The sequence below is a fragment of the Croceibacterium sp. TMG7-5b_MA50 genome (assembly GCF_039830145.1).
Taxonomy (GTDB): domain Bacteria; phylum Pseudomonadota; class Alphaproteobacteria; order Sphingomonadales; family Sphingomonadaceae; genus Croceibacterium.
Genome location: NZ_CP156082.1, coordinates 2,236,469 through 2,252,135 on the forward strand (window position 1 = coordinate 2,236,469; position 15,667 = coordinate 2,252,135).

Sequence of the window (15,667 nt, forward strand, 5' to 3'; positions counted from 1 at the left end):
CATCACCGATGGGGAGGACAGGCTGCCTCAGCCCCGCAGCACAGCGCCCAGCTTGGTCGCGGCGGCCACCACCTTGTCGCTGATGCCGCTCAGCACCCCTTCCGTGTAGCTTTCGCCCTGCGGTTGCAGCACCACCTCGATCGCCAGCGACTTCTGCCCTTCCGGCACGCCGGCGCCGCTGAACTGGTCGAACAGCCGCGCTTCCACGATGTTGGCCTTATCCGCACCCTTCACCGCACGCAGCAGGTCGCCTGCCGGCAGCGCGGCGGGCACCAGGAAGGCGAAGTCGCGCAGCACCGGCTGCAGCGCCGGCGGGCTGTAGGCAGAGCGGGCGAAGCCGGCCGACTTGCGCAGCGGGATCGCATCCAGGAACAGCTCGACCGCGACGACGGGCCCGTTGAGGTCGAACTGCTTCAGGGTGGCCGGATGCAGCGCACCGAAGCGGGCCAGCACCACCTTGGGTCCCAGCCGCAACGTGCCCGACTGGCCGGGGTGGAACTGCGGACCCGCATCCCCCATCACCTGCAGCTTGTCGACCGGCGCGCCGGCCTCCGCCAGCAGGGCCAGCGCCTCCGCCTTGGCACCAAAGGGGTCGAAGCCGGTCGCCTTGCCATTGGCCCAGCCGCGCGCGCGGCTCTCGCCCGCCAGCACCACGCCCAGCGTCGGCCGCTCCGCGCTGGCGCCATCGGGGCTGCGGCCATAGCGGCGGCCGATCTCGAACAGGCGCAGGCTGGACGCGCCGCGTGCCTGGTTGCGTGCCGCCGCCAGCAGCAGGCCGGGCAGCAACGACGGGCGCATCACCTTCAGCTCCTCGCTGATCGGGTTGTCGAGCACCCAGGGCTGCTCGCCCTCGGCCACGAAGGCATCTGCTGCCGCAACGGGCAGGAACGACCAAGTCACCGCCTCCATCAGCCCGCGCGCCGCCGCCGCGCGGCGCACGCGCCGTTCGGTCAGCTGCGCCGGCGTGGCGGTGGGACGCGCCACGCCATCCGCCCGCGGCAGCGCGACGCTGGCCACATGATCCAGCCCGTGCACCCGCACCACCTCCTCCACCAGGTCGGCCGGGCCGACGATGTCCGGACGCCAGGTCGGCGCGGTCACGGTCCAGTCCGCCGCCACGGCGAAGCCCAGCCGGCCAAGGATGGCGCGCTGTTCCCCTTCCGCCACGTCCACGCCGCCCAGCCGGCGGGTGAGCTGCGGATCGAACGCGATCACGGCGGTTGCCAGCGGCGGCTCGCCCGCGCGCACGACCTCCGACGCTTCGCCGCCGCACATCTCCAGGATCATGGAGGTGAGGATTTCCAGCCCGTCCGCCAGGAAGGCCGGGTCCACGCCCCGCTCGAACCGGGTACGCGCATCGCTGGCGATGCCGAGCTTGCGGCCGGTCGCGCCGATGCTCTCCGGATCGAAGTAGGCGATCTCCAGCAGCACGTCGGTCGTGCCGTCGGTGACGCTCGATTCCTCGCCGCCCATGATGCCGGCGATGTCATGCACGCCCGCATCGTCGGCGATCACCAGCATGTCGGGGTCGAGGCGGTAGGTCTTGCCGTTCAGCGCCAGCACCTCCTCTCCGTAACCGGCGCGCCGCGCCACCACCGGACCCGTCAGCTTCGCCAGATCATAGACATGCGCCGGCCGGCCGAAGCCCAGCGACAGGAAGTTGGTAACGTCCACCAGCGCGCTGATCGGCCGCTGCCCGGCGCTCAGCAGCGCCTGCTGCAACCAGCGCGGGCTCGGCCCGTTGCGGACACCGCGGATCACGCGGGCGAAGAAGGCGGGGCAGCCGGCGGGATCGTCGGTGCGGATCGTCACCGGACAGGGGAAGCTGCCCGCCACCGGCTCCACCGGCAGCGGCTTCAGCGTGCCCAGCCCCCCGGCGGCAAGGTCGCGGGCGATGCCATGCACGCCCATGCAATCGGGCCGGTTGGGCGTGATCGCCACGTCGAACACGGGCGAGGCGTTGAAGAACGCCGCCGCCGCCATGCCGACCTGTGCATCCGCCGGCAGCTCGATGATGCCCTCATGCTCGTCGCCGAGCTGCAGTTCGCGCACGGAGCACATCATGCCGTTGCTCTCGACCCCGCGGATCGCGCTCTTCTTCAGCACCAGGCCGTTCGCCGGCACGGTCGCGCCCGGCAGGCCGAGCACGCCCTTCATCCCCGCGCGGGCATTGGGCGCGCCGCACACCACCTGCAGCGGATCGCCGCTGCCGGTATCGACGGTCAGCACCTGCAACCGGTCGGCTTGCGGGTGCGGCGCGGCGGTCAGCACCTCCGCCACCTGGAACCCCTGCAACGCGACGGCGGGATCGTCCAGCCCCTCGACCTCGATGCCCAGCGCGTTCAGCTTGGCGGCGATCTCGGCGGCGGTCGCCTGCGTGTCGAGGTGGCTGGTCAGCCAGGCGAGCGAAAACTTCATGCGCGTGCTCCCACGCCGGCAGACAAGGTAGGCTGGTCGAACGCGCTGAAGCCGTAATGCGCCAGCCAGCGCACGTCGCCGTCGAAGAAGGCGCGCAGATCGTCCATCCCGTATTTCAGCATGGCCAGCCGATCGACGCCAACGCCGAAGGCGAAGCCCTGCCATTCATCGGGGTCAAGCCCGCTCATCTCGATCACGCGGCGGTTGACCATGCCACTGCCCAGCAATTCCATCCAGCCATGGCCCGGCGCATCGCCGCTGCCACCCAGCACGCGCTTCCCGTCGGCCAGCGCGAAGCCGACATCGACCTCGACGCTCGGTTCCGTGAACGGGAAATAGCTGGGCCGCAGGCGCAGCACGATATCGTCCCGCTCGAAGAACGCCTTCAGGAACGTCTCCAGCGTCCACTTCAGGTGGCCCAGGTGGATGTCGCGGTCGATCACCAGCCCTTCGATCTGGTGGAACATCGGCGTGTGCGTGGCATCGCTGTCGCTGCGGTAGACGCGGCCGGGCGCGATGATCCGCAAGGGCGCGCCCTCCGCCAACATGGTCCGCACCTGCACCGGCGACGTGTGCGTACGCAGCAACATGCGGCCTTGTTGTTGGCCTACCGCTTCGCTGCTTGAGGCCGTACGCCCACCTTTCGGCGCGCCATCCGGAAAGTAGAAGGTGTCGTGCATCGCCCGCGCCGGGTGGCTTTCGGGCATGTTGAGCGCGGTGAAATTGTACCAGTCGTCCTCGATCTCCGGCCCGGTCGCCACGGCGAAGCCCAGATCGGCGAAAATCTCCGCCAGCTCGTCCATCACCTGGCTGACCGGATGCACCGTGCCGCGCGGCGTTTCGGGCGCGGGCAGCGTCAGGTCCAGCGCCTCGGCGGCGAGCTGCGCCTCCAGCGCGGCCCCTTCCAGCGCGGCCTTGCGCGCAGCGATGGCGTCGGCCGCCTCCTGCCGCAATGCCTGGATTGCGGGCGCGCGCGCCTGCCGCTCCTCCGGCGCCATGGCGCCCAAGGTCTTCATCAGTGCGGAGATGCTGCCCTGCTTGCCCAGCAGCGCGACGCGCACCGCCTCCAGCGCGTTGAGATCGGCAGCATCGGCGATACGGGTGCGGGCATCGACGCTCATCGAGGTGAGGTCGGGGGCGGCAGGATCGGTCTCAGTCATCGGGGCGGCGCTGTAACGCCCCGCCGCCGCGCGCCCAAGCCTCTAATTGCGTCGGCGGCCCGCCGGCTGCACCACCGCATCCTTCAGCCGCGCGAGTTCGCCCATGGAGACCACGCCCTGATCGACCAGCCGCTGCGCCAGCATCGGGTGCAGCACCGGGTGCGGCATCTCCGCATATTCGCTGGGCGTCATCTCCATGAAGGAGCGGAAGTCGCGCACGAACTGCGCCTGATCGTAATAGCGTTCGTCTAGCGCATCGCTCCACGACCGGAAATCGGCCAGCATGAAGCGCGCCATGGACCGCAAGAATCGCTGACGGCGCAGTTCCTGCTTGGCGGGGAAGCCGAACCAGCGCGCGCAGATCCGCTCCAGCGTGCGTGTGCCCACGCCCACCCGCTCCGCGATTTCCGATACGTTGGCGATCGCCGGATCACGCAACGCAGTGTGCACCGCGGCCACCTGGTCCGCCCGCCGGGCGGCGGGCCCGGGCGGCAGGCTTTCCAGGTATTCGTTGATCCGGGTCGCCTTGGCCTCCACCGGCTCCCCCGGCTCGCTTACGATGTCGAGCAGCGGGGCGAACGGGGCGAAGGCCGGTTCGCTCAATCCGTCGAACAGGCGATTGGCGAAGTCGCCCGCGGCCGCATCCACGAACCTGGCCCAACCCGCCGGCTGCAGGCCCAGGCCCCAGGCGCAGCACGATCTCGCATCGAAATGCAGCACCCGGCTGGTCGGCCCGGTACACACGAAGTCCCACGTCTCCTGCAGCGGGCCACGGCCTAGTGCGCCCCGCAGCTGCGCCCCGGGGGCGAAGCGCAACGCCGCCCATTCGGGATACAGGCAATCGGAGATCCGCGTGTCGCCGGGCGCGTGGAAGTCGAACAGGTACAGCGCCGTGAAATAGGGCTGCAGCGCGGCGCTCAACTTGAAATAGCGCACCTCGATCGAAGTGCCGGTGTGCATGGTGATGGCGACCCTGTTCCGGCCGGCATCTTTTCCCCCCGATGCCGACTCCCGGACAGCATCGTTCATCAATCCGACAGGTTTGGCAAGATCGCTAATGGTTGGCGCTGCCATGCTCCGTCGATCCGTGACCCGACGCAAAAGGGGCGCGGACAGCCAGCCGGCCATCCGCGCCCCTTTACGGCTCAATCCCGTGGAGGGATCAGGCGGCGGGCAGCGCCGCCTTCGCTTGGGCGATGATCGCGCCGAAGGACGCGCCTTCGTTCATGGCGAGGTCGGCCATGACCTTGCGGTCCAGCTCGATCCCGGCCAGCTTCACGCCGTGCATGAACTGCGAATAGGTTAGGCCTTCGGCCCGCACCGCCGCGTTGATGCGCTGGATCCACAGGGCGCGGAAGTTGCGCTTCTTGATCTTGCGATCGCGGTACGCGTACTGGCCGGCCTTCTCGACCGCCTGCCGCGCGACGCGGATGGTGTTCTTGCGGCGACCCCGATAGCCCTTGGCCTGGTCCAGGATCCGCTTGTGCTTGGCGCGCGTGGTTGTGCCGCGCTTGATACGTGACATGGGTTCAGTTTCCTTCGATCAGCAGCTGCAACGCGCTCAGTCGAGCCCGTACGGGGCCCACTTCTTCACCGTCGCCACGTCCGAATCGGACAGGACGCTGGTGCCGCGGTTCTGGCGGATGTACTTCGCGTTGTGGCTGATCAGCCGGTGCCGCTTGCCCGCGACGCCATGCTTGACCTTGCCGGTGGCGGTGATCTTGAAACGCTTCTTGACCCCGCTCTTGGTCTTCATCTTGGGCATTTTCGTCTCCTGTTCGGGACACGTCCAAACCGGCCCTGGCAGCCCTTGTGGCCAGACCGGCGGCAATTCACGTGTCGGTGAAGCGCGGGCCCTTACCTGCGCCCGCGCGGATTCGCAAGCCTATGGCGCGAATGGCGTGCGACCTGTCTCGGCCAGCCATTCGGCGAAATCGCCATTGGCGATCCGCTCCGCCGTGTTGGGCAGGTCCGCGGTGTAGAGCCACGCGACCGCCGGCAGTTCCCCGCTGGCGCTGGTGACGGTCACGCGCGTCAACGTGTAGTCCGACCCTTCGAACCGGGCGAGCGCATCCATGTCCACGTCGCCCGCTTCGTGGAAGGTGCCCTGCACGATGCCCTCGCCCGGCAGCAGCGCGGGATACCAGCCCTGCGGATCGGGGATGGCCCACAGGCTGCCGGGTACGGTGGCCGACCAGCCGGGGCCGATCCCATCCAGCAGCGGCCGCACCGTTTCGGGGGCGACGTCGGGGCGCAGCACCCCGTACAGGAACAGGGCACTCATGCGTAGATCATCCTCCGGGTCATGCCGCCATCCACCACCAATTGCTGGCCGGTGACGAAGCCGGCCGCGGCAAGGTATTCGATCGCGCGGGCGATGTCGGCCACCTCGCCCACCCGACCTACCGGGTGCTGCGTACGATCGGCCTCGCTGTGCGCGCGCTCCTCACGCACGCCCGCCTTCTGCCAGCGGCCGGTCTCGATCCAGCCGGGCAGGACCGCGTTGACGCGGATCGCCGGCCCCAATGACACGGCGGACGCATGGGTCAGCGCGACCAGCCCGCCCTTCGCCGCGGCGTAGGCGAAGGTGTCGGGTTCGGATTGCAACGCGCGGGTGGACGCGATGTTGACGATGCTGGCGCCCGCTTCCCGGCGCAGCAGCGGCAGTGCCGCCCGACTGCACAGGAAGGCGGCGGTCAGGCTTGCATCGATCCAGCGCTGCCAATCGGCCAGCGCCAGATCCTCCAGTGGTCCACAATGGGGATCGGCGATGCCGCTATTGTTGACGAGGCAGGTCAGCGGATCATCGCCCAGCCAGTTGGTGATCTGCTTGAACGCGGCGAGGACGTCCGCTTCCTGCCCGCAATCGGCCGTGATGGTCAGGCAAGTGTCGCTTGGCAGCAATGCGGCAAGCTCCGCCAACGCCTCCTCGTCCCGGTCCAGCACGATCACTTGCCAGCCCAGGCCATGGAAGTGCAGCGCCGTGCCCCGGCCGATGCCGTTGCCGCCGCCGGTGACGAGGATGGTCCGCTCGCTCATGCCCGCCACAACGACCAGCCACGCCGACGGTGCCGCGAGGCAATCATCATGATTGTCGGCCTGAAAACCATAGCCGGGCGGGCACGTATGTGTAGTCTGCCGGCGGCCAGCCCCAGCGCAGCCATGGGCCTACCCGGCAAAGGATGATCGATTTGCGTCAGTTCAACCCCCTGCGGCTCACGCTATTCCTCGCCGCGGTCTTCGCCGCCATGCCCGCCGGGGCGCAGATCTGGTTCGATACCGCCGCCATCATGCAACCGGTCGTCCTGAACCCGTGCCCCGGCGGGCAGTGTCCCGGTGCGGGCGCCGACGACGAAGCCGATGGCGACGCGGAGCAGCCGGATCGATCCGCCCCCGCCGTCACGGCGCCGCCGTCGGATGCGCTCACCTATGTGCCCTCTCTTCAGCGGCGCAACACGAACCTGGCGGATCTAGTCGCCCAGACCCGCCGGCAGAATCCCGAAAGCGCCTCCGCCATGGAGCGATTGTTCGCCGGCACCGACATCTTCGCGCAGATGGCGGCGGCGTTGGCTCCCCATGGCTATGCCATCGACAATCTCGGCGATGCCTATGCCTTCTGGTGGATGACCGCATGGGAAGGCGCGCGCGGGTCCAACCGCGCCTCTACCCCGGACGAGATGCAGGCGGTGCAGGCGCAGGCACACCGGGCGCTCGCCACTGCCCCGCAGGTGGTACAGGCGGACAACGCGACCAGGCAGCAGATGGCCGAAAGCCTGTGGATCCAGGCCGCGATGATCGACGGCATGGTCGATTTGGCGCGGGAACAACCCGAACTGATGCCACAGTTGCAGCGATCGGTCCGCCAGGGGGCCCGTACGGTGGGCATAGATCTCGATGCCATGCGGCTGACGGCCAATGGCTTCGTCATGCAGTAACGGGCAGGCGGAACCGGCGACCTTCCGCGCCGGTCAATGTGCGTGATTGTGCGCGCCGCCCATCGCCTCCAGCACGTCGTCCAGCCGGGCTGGGTCGCCCAGCGCCAGCACATGGCCCGCGCTGCCGCCGTGTAGCGGCTCCCCGTTCCAGTCGCACATCGTGCCGCCGGCGCCCTCCACCACCGGCACCAAAGCGGCGAAGTCGTGCAGCTTCAGCCCCGCCTCGCACACCAGGTCCAGGTGCCCGCTGGCGAGCAGCGCATAATTGTAGCAGTCGCCGCCCATGATCATCCGCCGGTGATCGGTCTGCTGCGCCAGCGTCATGAAGGTGTCGCCCTCCTCCGCCGTGAAGTAATGCGGCCCGGTGGTGGCGATCGTCGCCTCCGCCAGTTCGCGGCAGCGCCTTGTTTGGACCGGCTGCCCGTTGAAGGTGGTGGGCTGGCCGGTGACACCGACCCAGCGTTCGCGCTGCACCGGCTGGTCGATGATTCCCAGCACGGGAAAGCCGTCTACCAGCAACGCGATAAGCGTGCCGAAGGTCGCACGGCCCGCCAGGAAGCTGGCGGTGCCGTCGATCGGGTCCAGCACCCATTGCCGCCCGCTGCGCCCTTCGCTGACGCCGAACTCCTCCCCATGCACGCCGTCCTGCGGCACCTCCGCCGTCAGGATGCGCCGCATCGCCTCCTCCGCCGCGCGGTCCGCGACAGTGACGGGGCTGGCATCCCCCTTGCGCTCCGCGTCCATGGCGGTGCGGAAATGGGGCAGGATCGCCGCGCCGGCGGCATCGGCCAGCCGGTGCGCGAGGGCAAGTTCGGTGAAAAGGTTCATGGGACGCGATCTAATCGGTGACCCGGTGTTTGGCTACAAAGGGTGGGCGGCGCTGTCCTACAACAAGGATTGCTGGCATGACGCGCCCATGTCGCGCCATGCCCTGCCGCATACGTCCTTACGCCTGCCGACTGCCCGCCACCGATCGCGTCAATGGGGGCCGTGGTAGGTGTCAACTTAGTGTCAACTTCCGGCGCAAACCCGTCAGTCGAACAGGCTCGACACGCTGCTTTCGTCGGCGATGCGGCGGATCGCCTCACCGATCAGCGGGGCCACCGTTAGCACCCGGATGCGGGCGCAGTCGCGCGCAGCGTCGGTCGGCAAGATGGTGTCGGTGATGACCAGTTCGGTCAGCGCGCTGTTCGCCACCCGCGCCACCGCGCCGCCCGACAGAACGCCATGGGTGATGTAGGCCGCCACGCTCTTGGCACCCGCGCCGATCAGCGCCGCGGCCGCGTTGCACAGCGTGCCGCCCGAATCGACGATGTCGTCGATCAGGATGCAGTTACGCCCCGCCACGTCGCCGATGATGTTCATGACCTCCGATTCGCCGGGCCGCTCGCGCCGCTTGTCGACGATCGCCAGCGGGGCATTGTCCAGCCGCTTGGCCAGAGCCCGGGCGCGCACCACGCCCCCCACGTCGGGCGATACGACCATCAGATCCTGGCTGCCGTACCGGGCCAGGATGTCCGCCGCCATGACCGGCGCGGCGTACAGGTTGTCGGTCGGAATGTCGAAGAAGCCCTGGATCTGCCCGGCATGCAGGTCGACGGACAGGACGCGGTTGGCGCCCGCTTCCGTGATGAGGTTCGCCACCAGCTTGGCGCTGATCGGCGTGCGCGGGCCGGGCTTGCGGTCCTGCCGGGCATAGCCGAAATACGGCACCACCGCGGTGATCCGGCGGGCCGAGGCCCGGCGCAGGGCGTCGATCCCGATCAGCAGTTCCATCAGGTTGTCGTTCGCCGGGAAGCTGGTGGACTGGACGATGAAGACGTCCTCCCCCCGCACGTTCTCGTTGATCTCGACGAAGATCTCCTCGTCCGCGAACCGGCGGACGGTGGCATCTGTCAGAGGCAGTTCCAGGTAACCTGCGATCGCACGGGCGAGCGGCAGGTTGGCGTTGCCGGCGAGGATCTTCATGGGGCGGAACCGTTCCCGGATTGCTGCGTTCGGCGCGCCCTTAACGGAGCGTCACACGATTGCAAACCGCGTGACGGATCAGGGGCGTTCCTGCGGCGACGGGATGCCCTGGATCGTGACGTTGGCCCGCCCGCGATTGCCATGGTCCGCGCCGGTGTAGAACCGGTCCGGCCGCCCCCATGGCGGCACCGCCTCGTTCACGAACAAGACCAGTTCACCGCTGCGCGCGGCGGTGAAGCTGCCGCGCCATAGGGTCGGCCGCTCCACGCTCTGGCGCAGCGACAGCGGTTCGATGTGCACCCGGTCCCACCATTGCAGCCTGCCGGCCCCGCGCCGGATGGCGATCATCGGCTGGAGGTACGGCGCGCGGATCACGCGGCGGAACGGCACGCCGAGATAGCCGGCCCAGCCCAGCTCCCCCGCGGAGAGGCCGCGCGGCGTCGCGGCGACAGGGCCGTCGTACCAGCGGTCACTGACCGGCACTTCCAGGAGCACCGAATACCGCTCGTCCCGCTTCACCAGCCGCCGGCTGGTGGTGCAGGTCGCGGCGGTCGCCAGATTGAACGTCACCGTGTCCAGTTGCTGTGCCGCCGACCGCTGTGGGCAAAAGGCGCGGCCCTGCTCCATCCGGGGCAATCGCAATTGGGTGAGGAGGCCCGCCCCGGCCCAGCCCAGCACCAGCACCAGGATGAGGACCGCCAGCAAGGGCAGCACATCCCATTTCAGGCGCCGCAGCGGCCAGCGATACAAGCGGGAGGTTCGCAGGCGCTGGATCCACGAGGGACGGCCATCGCGGTCCACCGGGCCGCCCGGCACCACATCCGCAATGTCGAGTTGCCCGGTGACCACGCGCCAGACCTCGCGCGCCTCCTGCTTCATGCGGCGGTCGAGCCGGCTGCTCCAGAACAGGAGCAGGATGATTGCGCCGACCAGCATGGCGAACCAGAAGCTGTTGTCGGCGGCCGTCTCTATAAGGCCCCGCGCCAGCACCGGCGTGACCACAGCCAGCAGCCGGATTAGCTCGCCCACCCAGGTGCGGCCATCGGCCAGGAACGGCGGCGCGTACCAGGCCTCGATCCACAGCGGCATCGCGACCAGCAGCGCCGTCAGCGCCAGCGTGGTGAAGTAAAGCCCCCGGCGCAGCCAGACGCGGTCCCAGACCCGCTGCAGCGTCGCGACCCGCGCCCGGCCCAGTGCGCCATGCTCCACCAGGGCGCGCAGATGATCGGTGATCATCGGCCGGGGAGGCTGCTGTTCGGGCGGCGGCGGCACGCCGGGCGTCTCGCTGTCGGGCAGCGCCGCCATCTCCCCGCGGCCTTCGGGGATGATGGTGATGGCCGCCGGCAGGTTGAACGGGGCATAGCGGTCGGTGCCGTCGGCGATGCGCGCGATCACGCTTTCGTGCACCTGCACCCGCCGAAGCAATCCCTTCTGCCGGCCATCGGCATGGCGAAGCGCAGGGTCGGCGATGATCGACGTCGGATCGCAACCGTCCAGCCAAGCGGCGATGTTGCGCGGCTGGTACCGGTAATAAGCCCCCACCCCCGCACGACTGTCATGCAGCGGCCCGGCACTGTTGGCGAGGGCACGGAACCGGTCGGTGATGTTGCCCAGCGTGCGCAGCCCCGCCTTCTGCGCTTCCTCCAGCATCCACAGGAACGACACGAAGCTCAGGCTCTCGTCCGGATAGCCGCCGCCCACATCGGCGTGCATCCCGGTGAACCAGACCTGCTGCATCCGGCCGGCACGATCTGGATGGCTGTGCGCGACACTCTCCTCGTTCACCTCGTCCCACAAGAGCGGATGGAAGGCGTCGCGCGCATCGTCGATCGCCAGCGCATGCCGGGCGCACTCAACCCGCGGGCTGAGGCAGTAATCGGGCATGGACAGGGCATAGAACCAGTTGTCGATGCCACGGGTGATCTCCACGATCGGCCCGCCATAGGCGGCGACCGTATCCCACACGCCGACGAAGCTGATCCGCGGGCGGTAGTTCAGGGCCTGATCGTAGACCGACCGGCCGCGCAACCTGCGCCAGCCGACGATCAGCTGCCCCCGCAGCCAGCGCAGCGCCCGCGTCGGCCATTGCAGCTTGCGCGGCAGGAAGTCGGCGCGGAAGGCGCGATAGGCATCGTTGCTGAGCCGGGCGAGATCGGCCTCGTCACGGGCCATAACCAAACCCTGGCTGGCGATCAGCGCGATCACCAAACGGATGGTGAACGCGCCACGGCTGAAGCCGAAGGCGTAGATCGCATCCCCGCCCAGCGGCTCCGCCCCGCGCCCCTGCTCCTCCGCCGGGCGGTAATTGCGGCAGGCGTAGCGGTAGATCTCCAGGATGTTGCGCTTCAGGCCGAAGCCAAAAACGCCGCCCAGCAGCGCCAGCGGGCGGAAGCCCGACGTGCCGACGCCATTGTCGTAGAAGGCGATCTGCTTCCGCTTGCCCCCTTCCACCGGGCCGAGGTCCACCGCCTCGTACATGCGCCAGACATTGGTCTTGAACAGCTTGCCGCTGCTGTTGCCGGTACCGTCGGAGAACAGAACGATCGCCCGGTCGGCGGGCGATGGCTCCGCCCCACCCTCGTCCTTCGATGCGCGGTCCGTGTCAGCCATGGCGTCACCCCTGTGCCCGCAGGGAGGCTGCGCCCGACGATGCCTCCGGTCAAGCGGAGCGGAGAGGCGCCTGCACCAAGCCGCTGATTAGGGGCGCAACTATTTAAGCGCTTTTGCGAGTTCCGCCTTGGTCATCTTTGACCGGCCAGGAATATCGCGCTTGCGCGCCTCTGCCATCAGCTCCGCCTTGGTCGGTTCGCCATCGTGACCATCGCGGTAATGGGCGGTCTTCTCCGCCACGTCATCGGGCTGGGCGGAGAACTGCTTGCCCCGCTTCGTGTCACGCCGCTTCTTGGCGGTCGTGCGGGCGTATTCCTCCGCCGACAAGGCCTCCCGCGCCTTCTTGGGCAGGTAGCGTTCGCCGGTATCGCCGCTTTTCTTGCCGGACTTGGTGCCCCAGTCCTCTTCAGTCCACTGGCTCAGGCTATTGTCGGCATCCTTCTTGCCGATGTAGCCGCCACCTTCGTCCTTGTATTCCTGCACCGCCAGCTGGGCCTTGCGGGCGGACCACTGGCCCTTCTTGCCGCCCTTGTCGCTGGCGATTACCTCTTTCTTGACCTTGTCCCACAGCTTGGGATCGTCGCGCTTGGCCGTCTCGCTCATGGCTCGCACACTCCTGGCCCGTCCGGCGACTGAACGTCGGAGCGGACCGGAAAGTGCCGTCAGCCGATGCGGTGCTCGCCCTTGATCCAGCGCACGGTGCCGGTGCTGGCGCGCATCACCACCGATTCGGTGGTCATCACGCGATCACCGTTGGAACGGCGGCGGCGCTTCACGCCCGCCAGAAGCGATCCGTTGGTGACGCCGGTGGCGGCGAAGATGCAGTCGCCCTTGGCAAGGTCCTCCAGCTTGTAGACGCGGTCGAGGTCGGTGATGCCCCACTTCTTCGCCCGTTCCCGCTCATCATCGTTGCGGAACAGCAGACGGCCATTGAACTGCCCGCCGACGCAACGCAGCGCCGCGGCGGCCAACACGCCTTCGGGGGCGCCGCCCGAGCCCATGTAGATGTCGATGTTGGTTTCAGGATCGGTGGTGGAGATCACACCCGCGACGTCGCCATCGCCGATCAGTACGACGCCGCAGCCCAGAGCGCGCAGCTTGGCGATCATCTCCTCATGCCGCGGGCGATCCAGCACGCAACAGATGATGTCGGACGGCTCCACGCCCTTGGCCGCAGCCACAGCCCGGACATTCTCCTCCACGCTCTTGTCCAGGCTGATGACGTCGGACGGGTAGCCAGGGCCGACCGCGACCTTTTCCATGTAAACGTCCGGCGCGTTCAGCAGGCCGCCCTCCTCCGCCGCGGCCAGCACCGCCAGCGAGTTGGGACCAGCCTTGGCCGTGATGGTGGTACCTTCCAGCGGGTCAAGCGCGATGTCGATCTTGGGCCCCTTGCCCGGCGCGCCGCCGACCTTCTCGCCGATGAACAGCATGGGCGCCTCGTCCCGCTCACCCTCGCCGATCACCACGGTGCCGTCCATGTACAGCTCGTCAAAGGCGCGTCGCATCGCTTCCACCGCGGCGGCATCAGCCGCCTTCTCGTCACCGCGGCCGACCAAGTCGGACGCGGCGATGGCGGCGGCCTCGGTCACGCGAACCATTTCCAGCACGAGAACACGATCGAGCACGTTGCTACCGGGCGGAGTAAGCTTCTGGGTGACCATGGGCAGATGCTCCTTACGCGGGAATGTTGAAGCTACGGGTAAGGTGCGATGCAGCAATTGTCGAGACTGGCTTGCATGTATTGCAAGACCGGGCGAAGACACGTTCCGACACGCGGCACCAGCAGGCGGAACGGGTAAGGATGCGATACCTATTGTGCGCTGCCCTGACCTTCGGAACCGCGCCCGCTTTCGCCCAGACAAGGTCGCCGTCGCTGACGGCGGAGGAGGCGCTGGCGAACGCAGCCGCTCGCTATTCCACCCGGCGGCCCGAGCCGGAGCCATGCCCGCAGGCGACCGGCAACGAGATCGTGGTCTGCCGCCAGGTGGAGGAGTGGGACGGCACTGGCCTCCGCTCGCCGACCGAGCAGGCGATCGTCGATGGCACCATGCCGCCCGATCGGATCCCGCAGGCGCCCGACATGTTCGGCATACCGCCATGCGAGCCTGCCTGCATTCCCGTCGGCGCGAAGCCGGTGGATCCGCTGATCATCGACCTGAAGGCCATACCGGAGGCGCCGCCAGGGTCGGACGCGGCGCGCTACTCCGGCACTTAGTCGATCAGGCGCAGGACCAGCGGAGGACGCGCCAGGCTGGGCGATTCGCGCAGCAGTTCCAGCGCATGGGCGACGGCCCGCTCCGGCCCCTCATGCGTGACCATCGCCACCAGCACCTCGCCACCTTCTGCGGCTTGCCCCTGCTGGATCAGGCTTTCGATAGATACGCCGGCATCGCGCATCGCGGCGGTGATCTCCGCCAGCACGCCCGGCCGGTCGGCGACGATGAAACGCAGATAGGCGCGACCCGTGCGGGTGGCGCCATCGGCGGCGGCGAGCGGCTCCAGCTCCGCCACCGGCACGCTGAACGGCGGCCCCGCATCGCCGCGGGCGATGTCGATCAGGTCGGCCACGACGGCGCTGGCCGTCGGCCCGTCGCCGGCGCCCGCGCCCTGAAACAGCAGGCGCCCGCTGAAATTCCCCTCCGCGACGACCGCGTTGGTGGCGCCATCCACTGCAGCGAGCGGATGGCTGCGCGGCACCAGACAGGGCTGCACCCGTTGGAACATGCGGGTCCCGCCCTCCTCACACTCGGCCATGCCGATCAGCCGGATGACATAGCCCAGCGCCTGCGCCCGGGCGATGTCGGCGGCGCGGATGCGGGTAATGCCGTCCACCTCCACCTGGTCGAACGCGACACCCGCGCCGAAGCCGATTGCGGCGAGGATCGCCAGCTTGTGCGCGGCGTCGGTGCCCTCAATGTCGAAGGCCGGGTCCGCCTCGGCATAGCCCAGCGCCTGCGCTTCCTTCAGCACATCGGCGAAGTCGCGGCCGGTGTCCTCCATGGTGGACAGGATGTAATTGCAGGTGCCGTTGAGGATACCGTAGATCCGGGTCAGCGCGTTTGCCGCGGCCCCTTCGCGCAGGCCCTTGATGACGGGAATGCCGCCGGCCACCGCCGCCTCGAACTTCAAGGGCGCGTTGGCGCTCTCGGCCGCGCCGGCCAATTCCATGCCGTGATGCGCGATCATCGCCTTGTTGGCGGTGACCAGGCCCTTGCCCAAGCCCAGCGTGCGGCGCGCCAGAGCCAGCGCCGGACCGTCTGACCCGCCGATCAGTTCCACCACGATGTCCACATCGTCGCGCTGTGCAAGCAGGGCCAGGTCATCCTCCCACGCGAAGCGCGACAGGTCGACGCCGCGATCCTTGCCCCGGTCGCGGGCGGAAACGGCGACGATCTCGATCGGACGACCCGCGCGCCGCGCAATCAGCGCACCGTTGGCGGTGAGCAGGCGGATCACGCCGCCACCCACCGTGCCAAGGCCAGCCAAGGCGATGCGAAGCGGTTCTGCGGCCATCAAATTTTTCCCCCTGCTTGCTGCGCCCGGCCGGTTAGAGGCGGACGCGGCGCTTGGCCA

At 68.7% G+C, this 15,667-nt stretch carries 15 protein-coding genes; 2 read left to right on the forward strand and 13 right to left on the reverse strand.

Annotation, left to right across the window (positions count from 1 at the left end; all coding sequences use genetic code 11):
• Window positions 1-27: 27 nt before the first annotated feature.
• The 7 genes from pheT to V5740_RS10610 all read right to left on the reverse strand — a co-directional run bounded on the left by pheT (window position 28) and on the right by V5740_RS10610 (window position 6,617).
• Entirely contained in the window at window positions 28-2,418 is a 2,391-nt protein-coding gene (gene pheT, locus V5740_RS10580) for a phenylalanine--tRNA ligase subunit beta (protein WP_347302442.1), read from the reverse strand.
• Window positions 2,415-3,539: a phenylalanine--tRNA ligase subunit alpha gene (pheS, locus tag V5740_RS10585; protein WP_347304505.1), complete on the reverse strand. Its 1,125-nt coding sequence runs from the start codon at window positions 3,537-3,539 to the stop codon at window positions 2,415-2,417. The genes pheT and pheS overlap by 4 nt, the downstream gene beginning before the upstream one ends.
• Window positions 3,540-3,620: 81 nt before the next feature.
• Window positions 3,621-4,538: a helix-turn-helix domain-containing protein gene (locus V5740_RS10590; RefSeq protein WP_347302443.1), complete on the reverse strand. Its 918-nt coding sequence runs from the start codon at window positions 4,536-4,538 to the stop codon at window positions 3,621-3,623.
• Window positions 4,539-4,740: 202 nt separating this feature from the next.
• Window positions 4,741-5,103, reverse strand: coding sequence for a 50S ribosomal protein L20 (gene rplT, locus V5740_RS10595; protein WP_347302444.1), 363 nt, complete (start codon window positions 5,101-5,103; stop codon window positions 4,741-4,743).
• 36 nt (window positions 5,104-5,139) lie between these two features.
• Window positions 5,140-5,343 (reverse strand): 50S ribosomal protein L35, encoded by a 204-nt coding sequence (rpmI, locus tag V5740_RS10600; protein ID WP_347302445.1) that lies wholly within the window; start codon window positions 5,341-5,343, stop codon window positions 5,140-5,142.
• Window positions 5,344-5,463: 120 nt separating this feature from the next.
• On the reverse strand, window positions 5,464-5,862 hold the full coding sequence (locus V5740_RS10605) for a gamma-glutamylcyclotransferase (protein ID WP_347302446.1): 399 nt from the start codon (window positions 5,860-5,862) through the stop codon (window positions 5,464-5,466).
• Window positions 5,859-6,617, reverse strand: coding sequence for an SDR family oxidoreductase (locus V5740_RS10610; protein ID WP_347302447.1), 759 nt, complete (start codon window positions 6,615-6,617; stop codon window positions 5,859-5,861). The genes V5740_RS10605 and V5740_RS10610 overlap by 4 nt, the downstream gene beginning before the upstream one ends.
• Window positions 6,618-6,760: 143 nt before the next feature.
• Here V5740_RS10610 and V5740_RS10615 point away from each other — a divergent pair, with 143 nt between their 5' ends.
• A complete protein-coding gene (locus V5740_RS10615; protein WP_347302448.1) occupies window positions 6,761-7,513 on the forward strand; it encodes a DUF6683 family protein in 753 nt (250 codons plus the stop codon).
• A 33-nt stretch (window positions 7,514-7,546) separates the two neighbouring features.
• Here V5740_RS10615 and V5740_RS10620 read toward each other — a convergent pair whose 3' ends face one another.
• From V5740_RS10620 to glpX, 5 genes are all read right to left on the reverse strand, one after another.
• The gene (locus tag V5740_RS10620; RefSeq protein ID WP_347302449.1) at window positions 7,547-8,341 is read right to left on the reverse strand and encodes an inositol monophosphatase family protein; all 795 of its coding nucleotides are present in this window, start codon (window positions 8,339-8,341) and stop codon (window positions 7,547-7,549) included.
• Between the two features lie 204 nt (window positions 8,342-8,545).
• Window positions 8,546-9,481, reverse strand: coding sequence for a ribose-phosphate pyrophosphokinase (locus tag V5740_RS10625; RefSeq protein WP_347302450.1), 936 nt, complete (start codon window positions 9,479-9,481; stop codon window positions 8,546-8,548).
• Window positions 9,482-9,559: 78 nt separating this feature from the next.
• Window positions 9,560-12,091 carry a DUF2235 domain-containing protein gene (locus tag V5740_RS10630; RefSeq protein ID WP_347302451.1) on the reverse strand — a complete coding sequence of 844 codons (2,532 nt, stop codon included), beginning with the start codon at window positions 12,089-12,091 and terminating at the stop codon, window positions 9,560-9,562.
• Window positions 12,092-12,190: 99 nt separating this feature from the next.
• Window positions 12,191-12,694, reverse strand: coding sequence for a hypothetical protein (locus V5740_RS10635; RefSeq protein ID WP_347302452.1), 504 nt, complete (start codon window positions 12,692-12,694; stop codon window positions 12,191-12,193).
• Between the two features lie 59 nt (window positions 12,695-12,753).
• Window positions 12,754-13,755 carry a class II fructose-bisphosphatase gene (gene glpX / locus V5740_RS10640; RefSeq protein WP_347302453.1) on the reverse strand — a complete coding sequence of 334 codons (1,002 nt, stop codon included), beginning with the start codon at window positions 13,753-13,755 and terminating at the stop codon, window positions 12,754-12,756.
• A 140-nt stretch (window positions 13,756-13,895) separates the two neighbouring features.
• On the opposite strand from glpX, the gene V5740_RS10645 reads away from it, so the two are divergent.
• Complete coding sequence (locus V5740_RS10645) at window positions 13,896-14,309, forward strand: hypothetical protein (protein ID WP_347302454.1); 414 nt, start codon at window positions 13,896-13,898, stop codon at window positions 14,307-14,309.
• Here the strand turns inward: V5740_RS10645 and V5740_RS10650 are convergent.
• Window positions 14,306-15,607: a homoserine dehydrogenase gene (locus V5740_RS10650; RefSeq protein WP_347302455.1), complete on the reverse strand. Its 1,302-nt coding sequence runs from the start codon at window positions 15,605-15,607 to the stop codon at window positions 14,306-14,308. The genes V5740_RS10645 and V5740_RS10650 overlap by 4 nt on opposite strands.
• Window positions 15,608-15,667 lie beyond the last annotated feature (60 nt).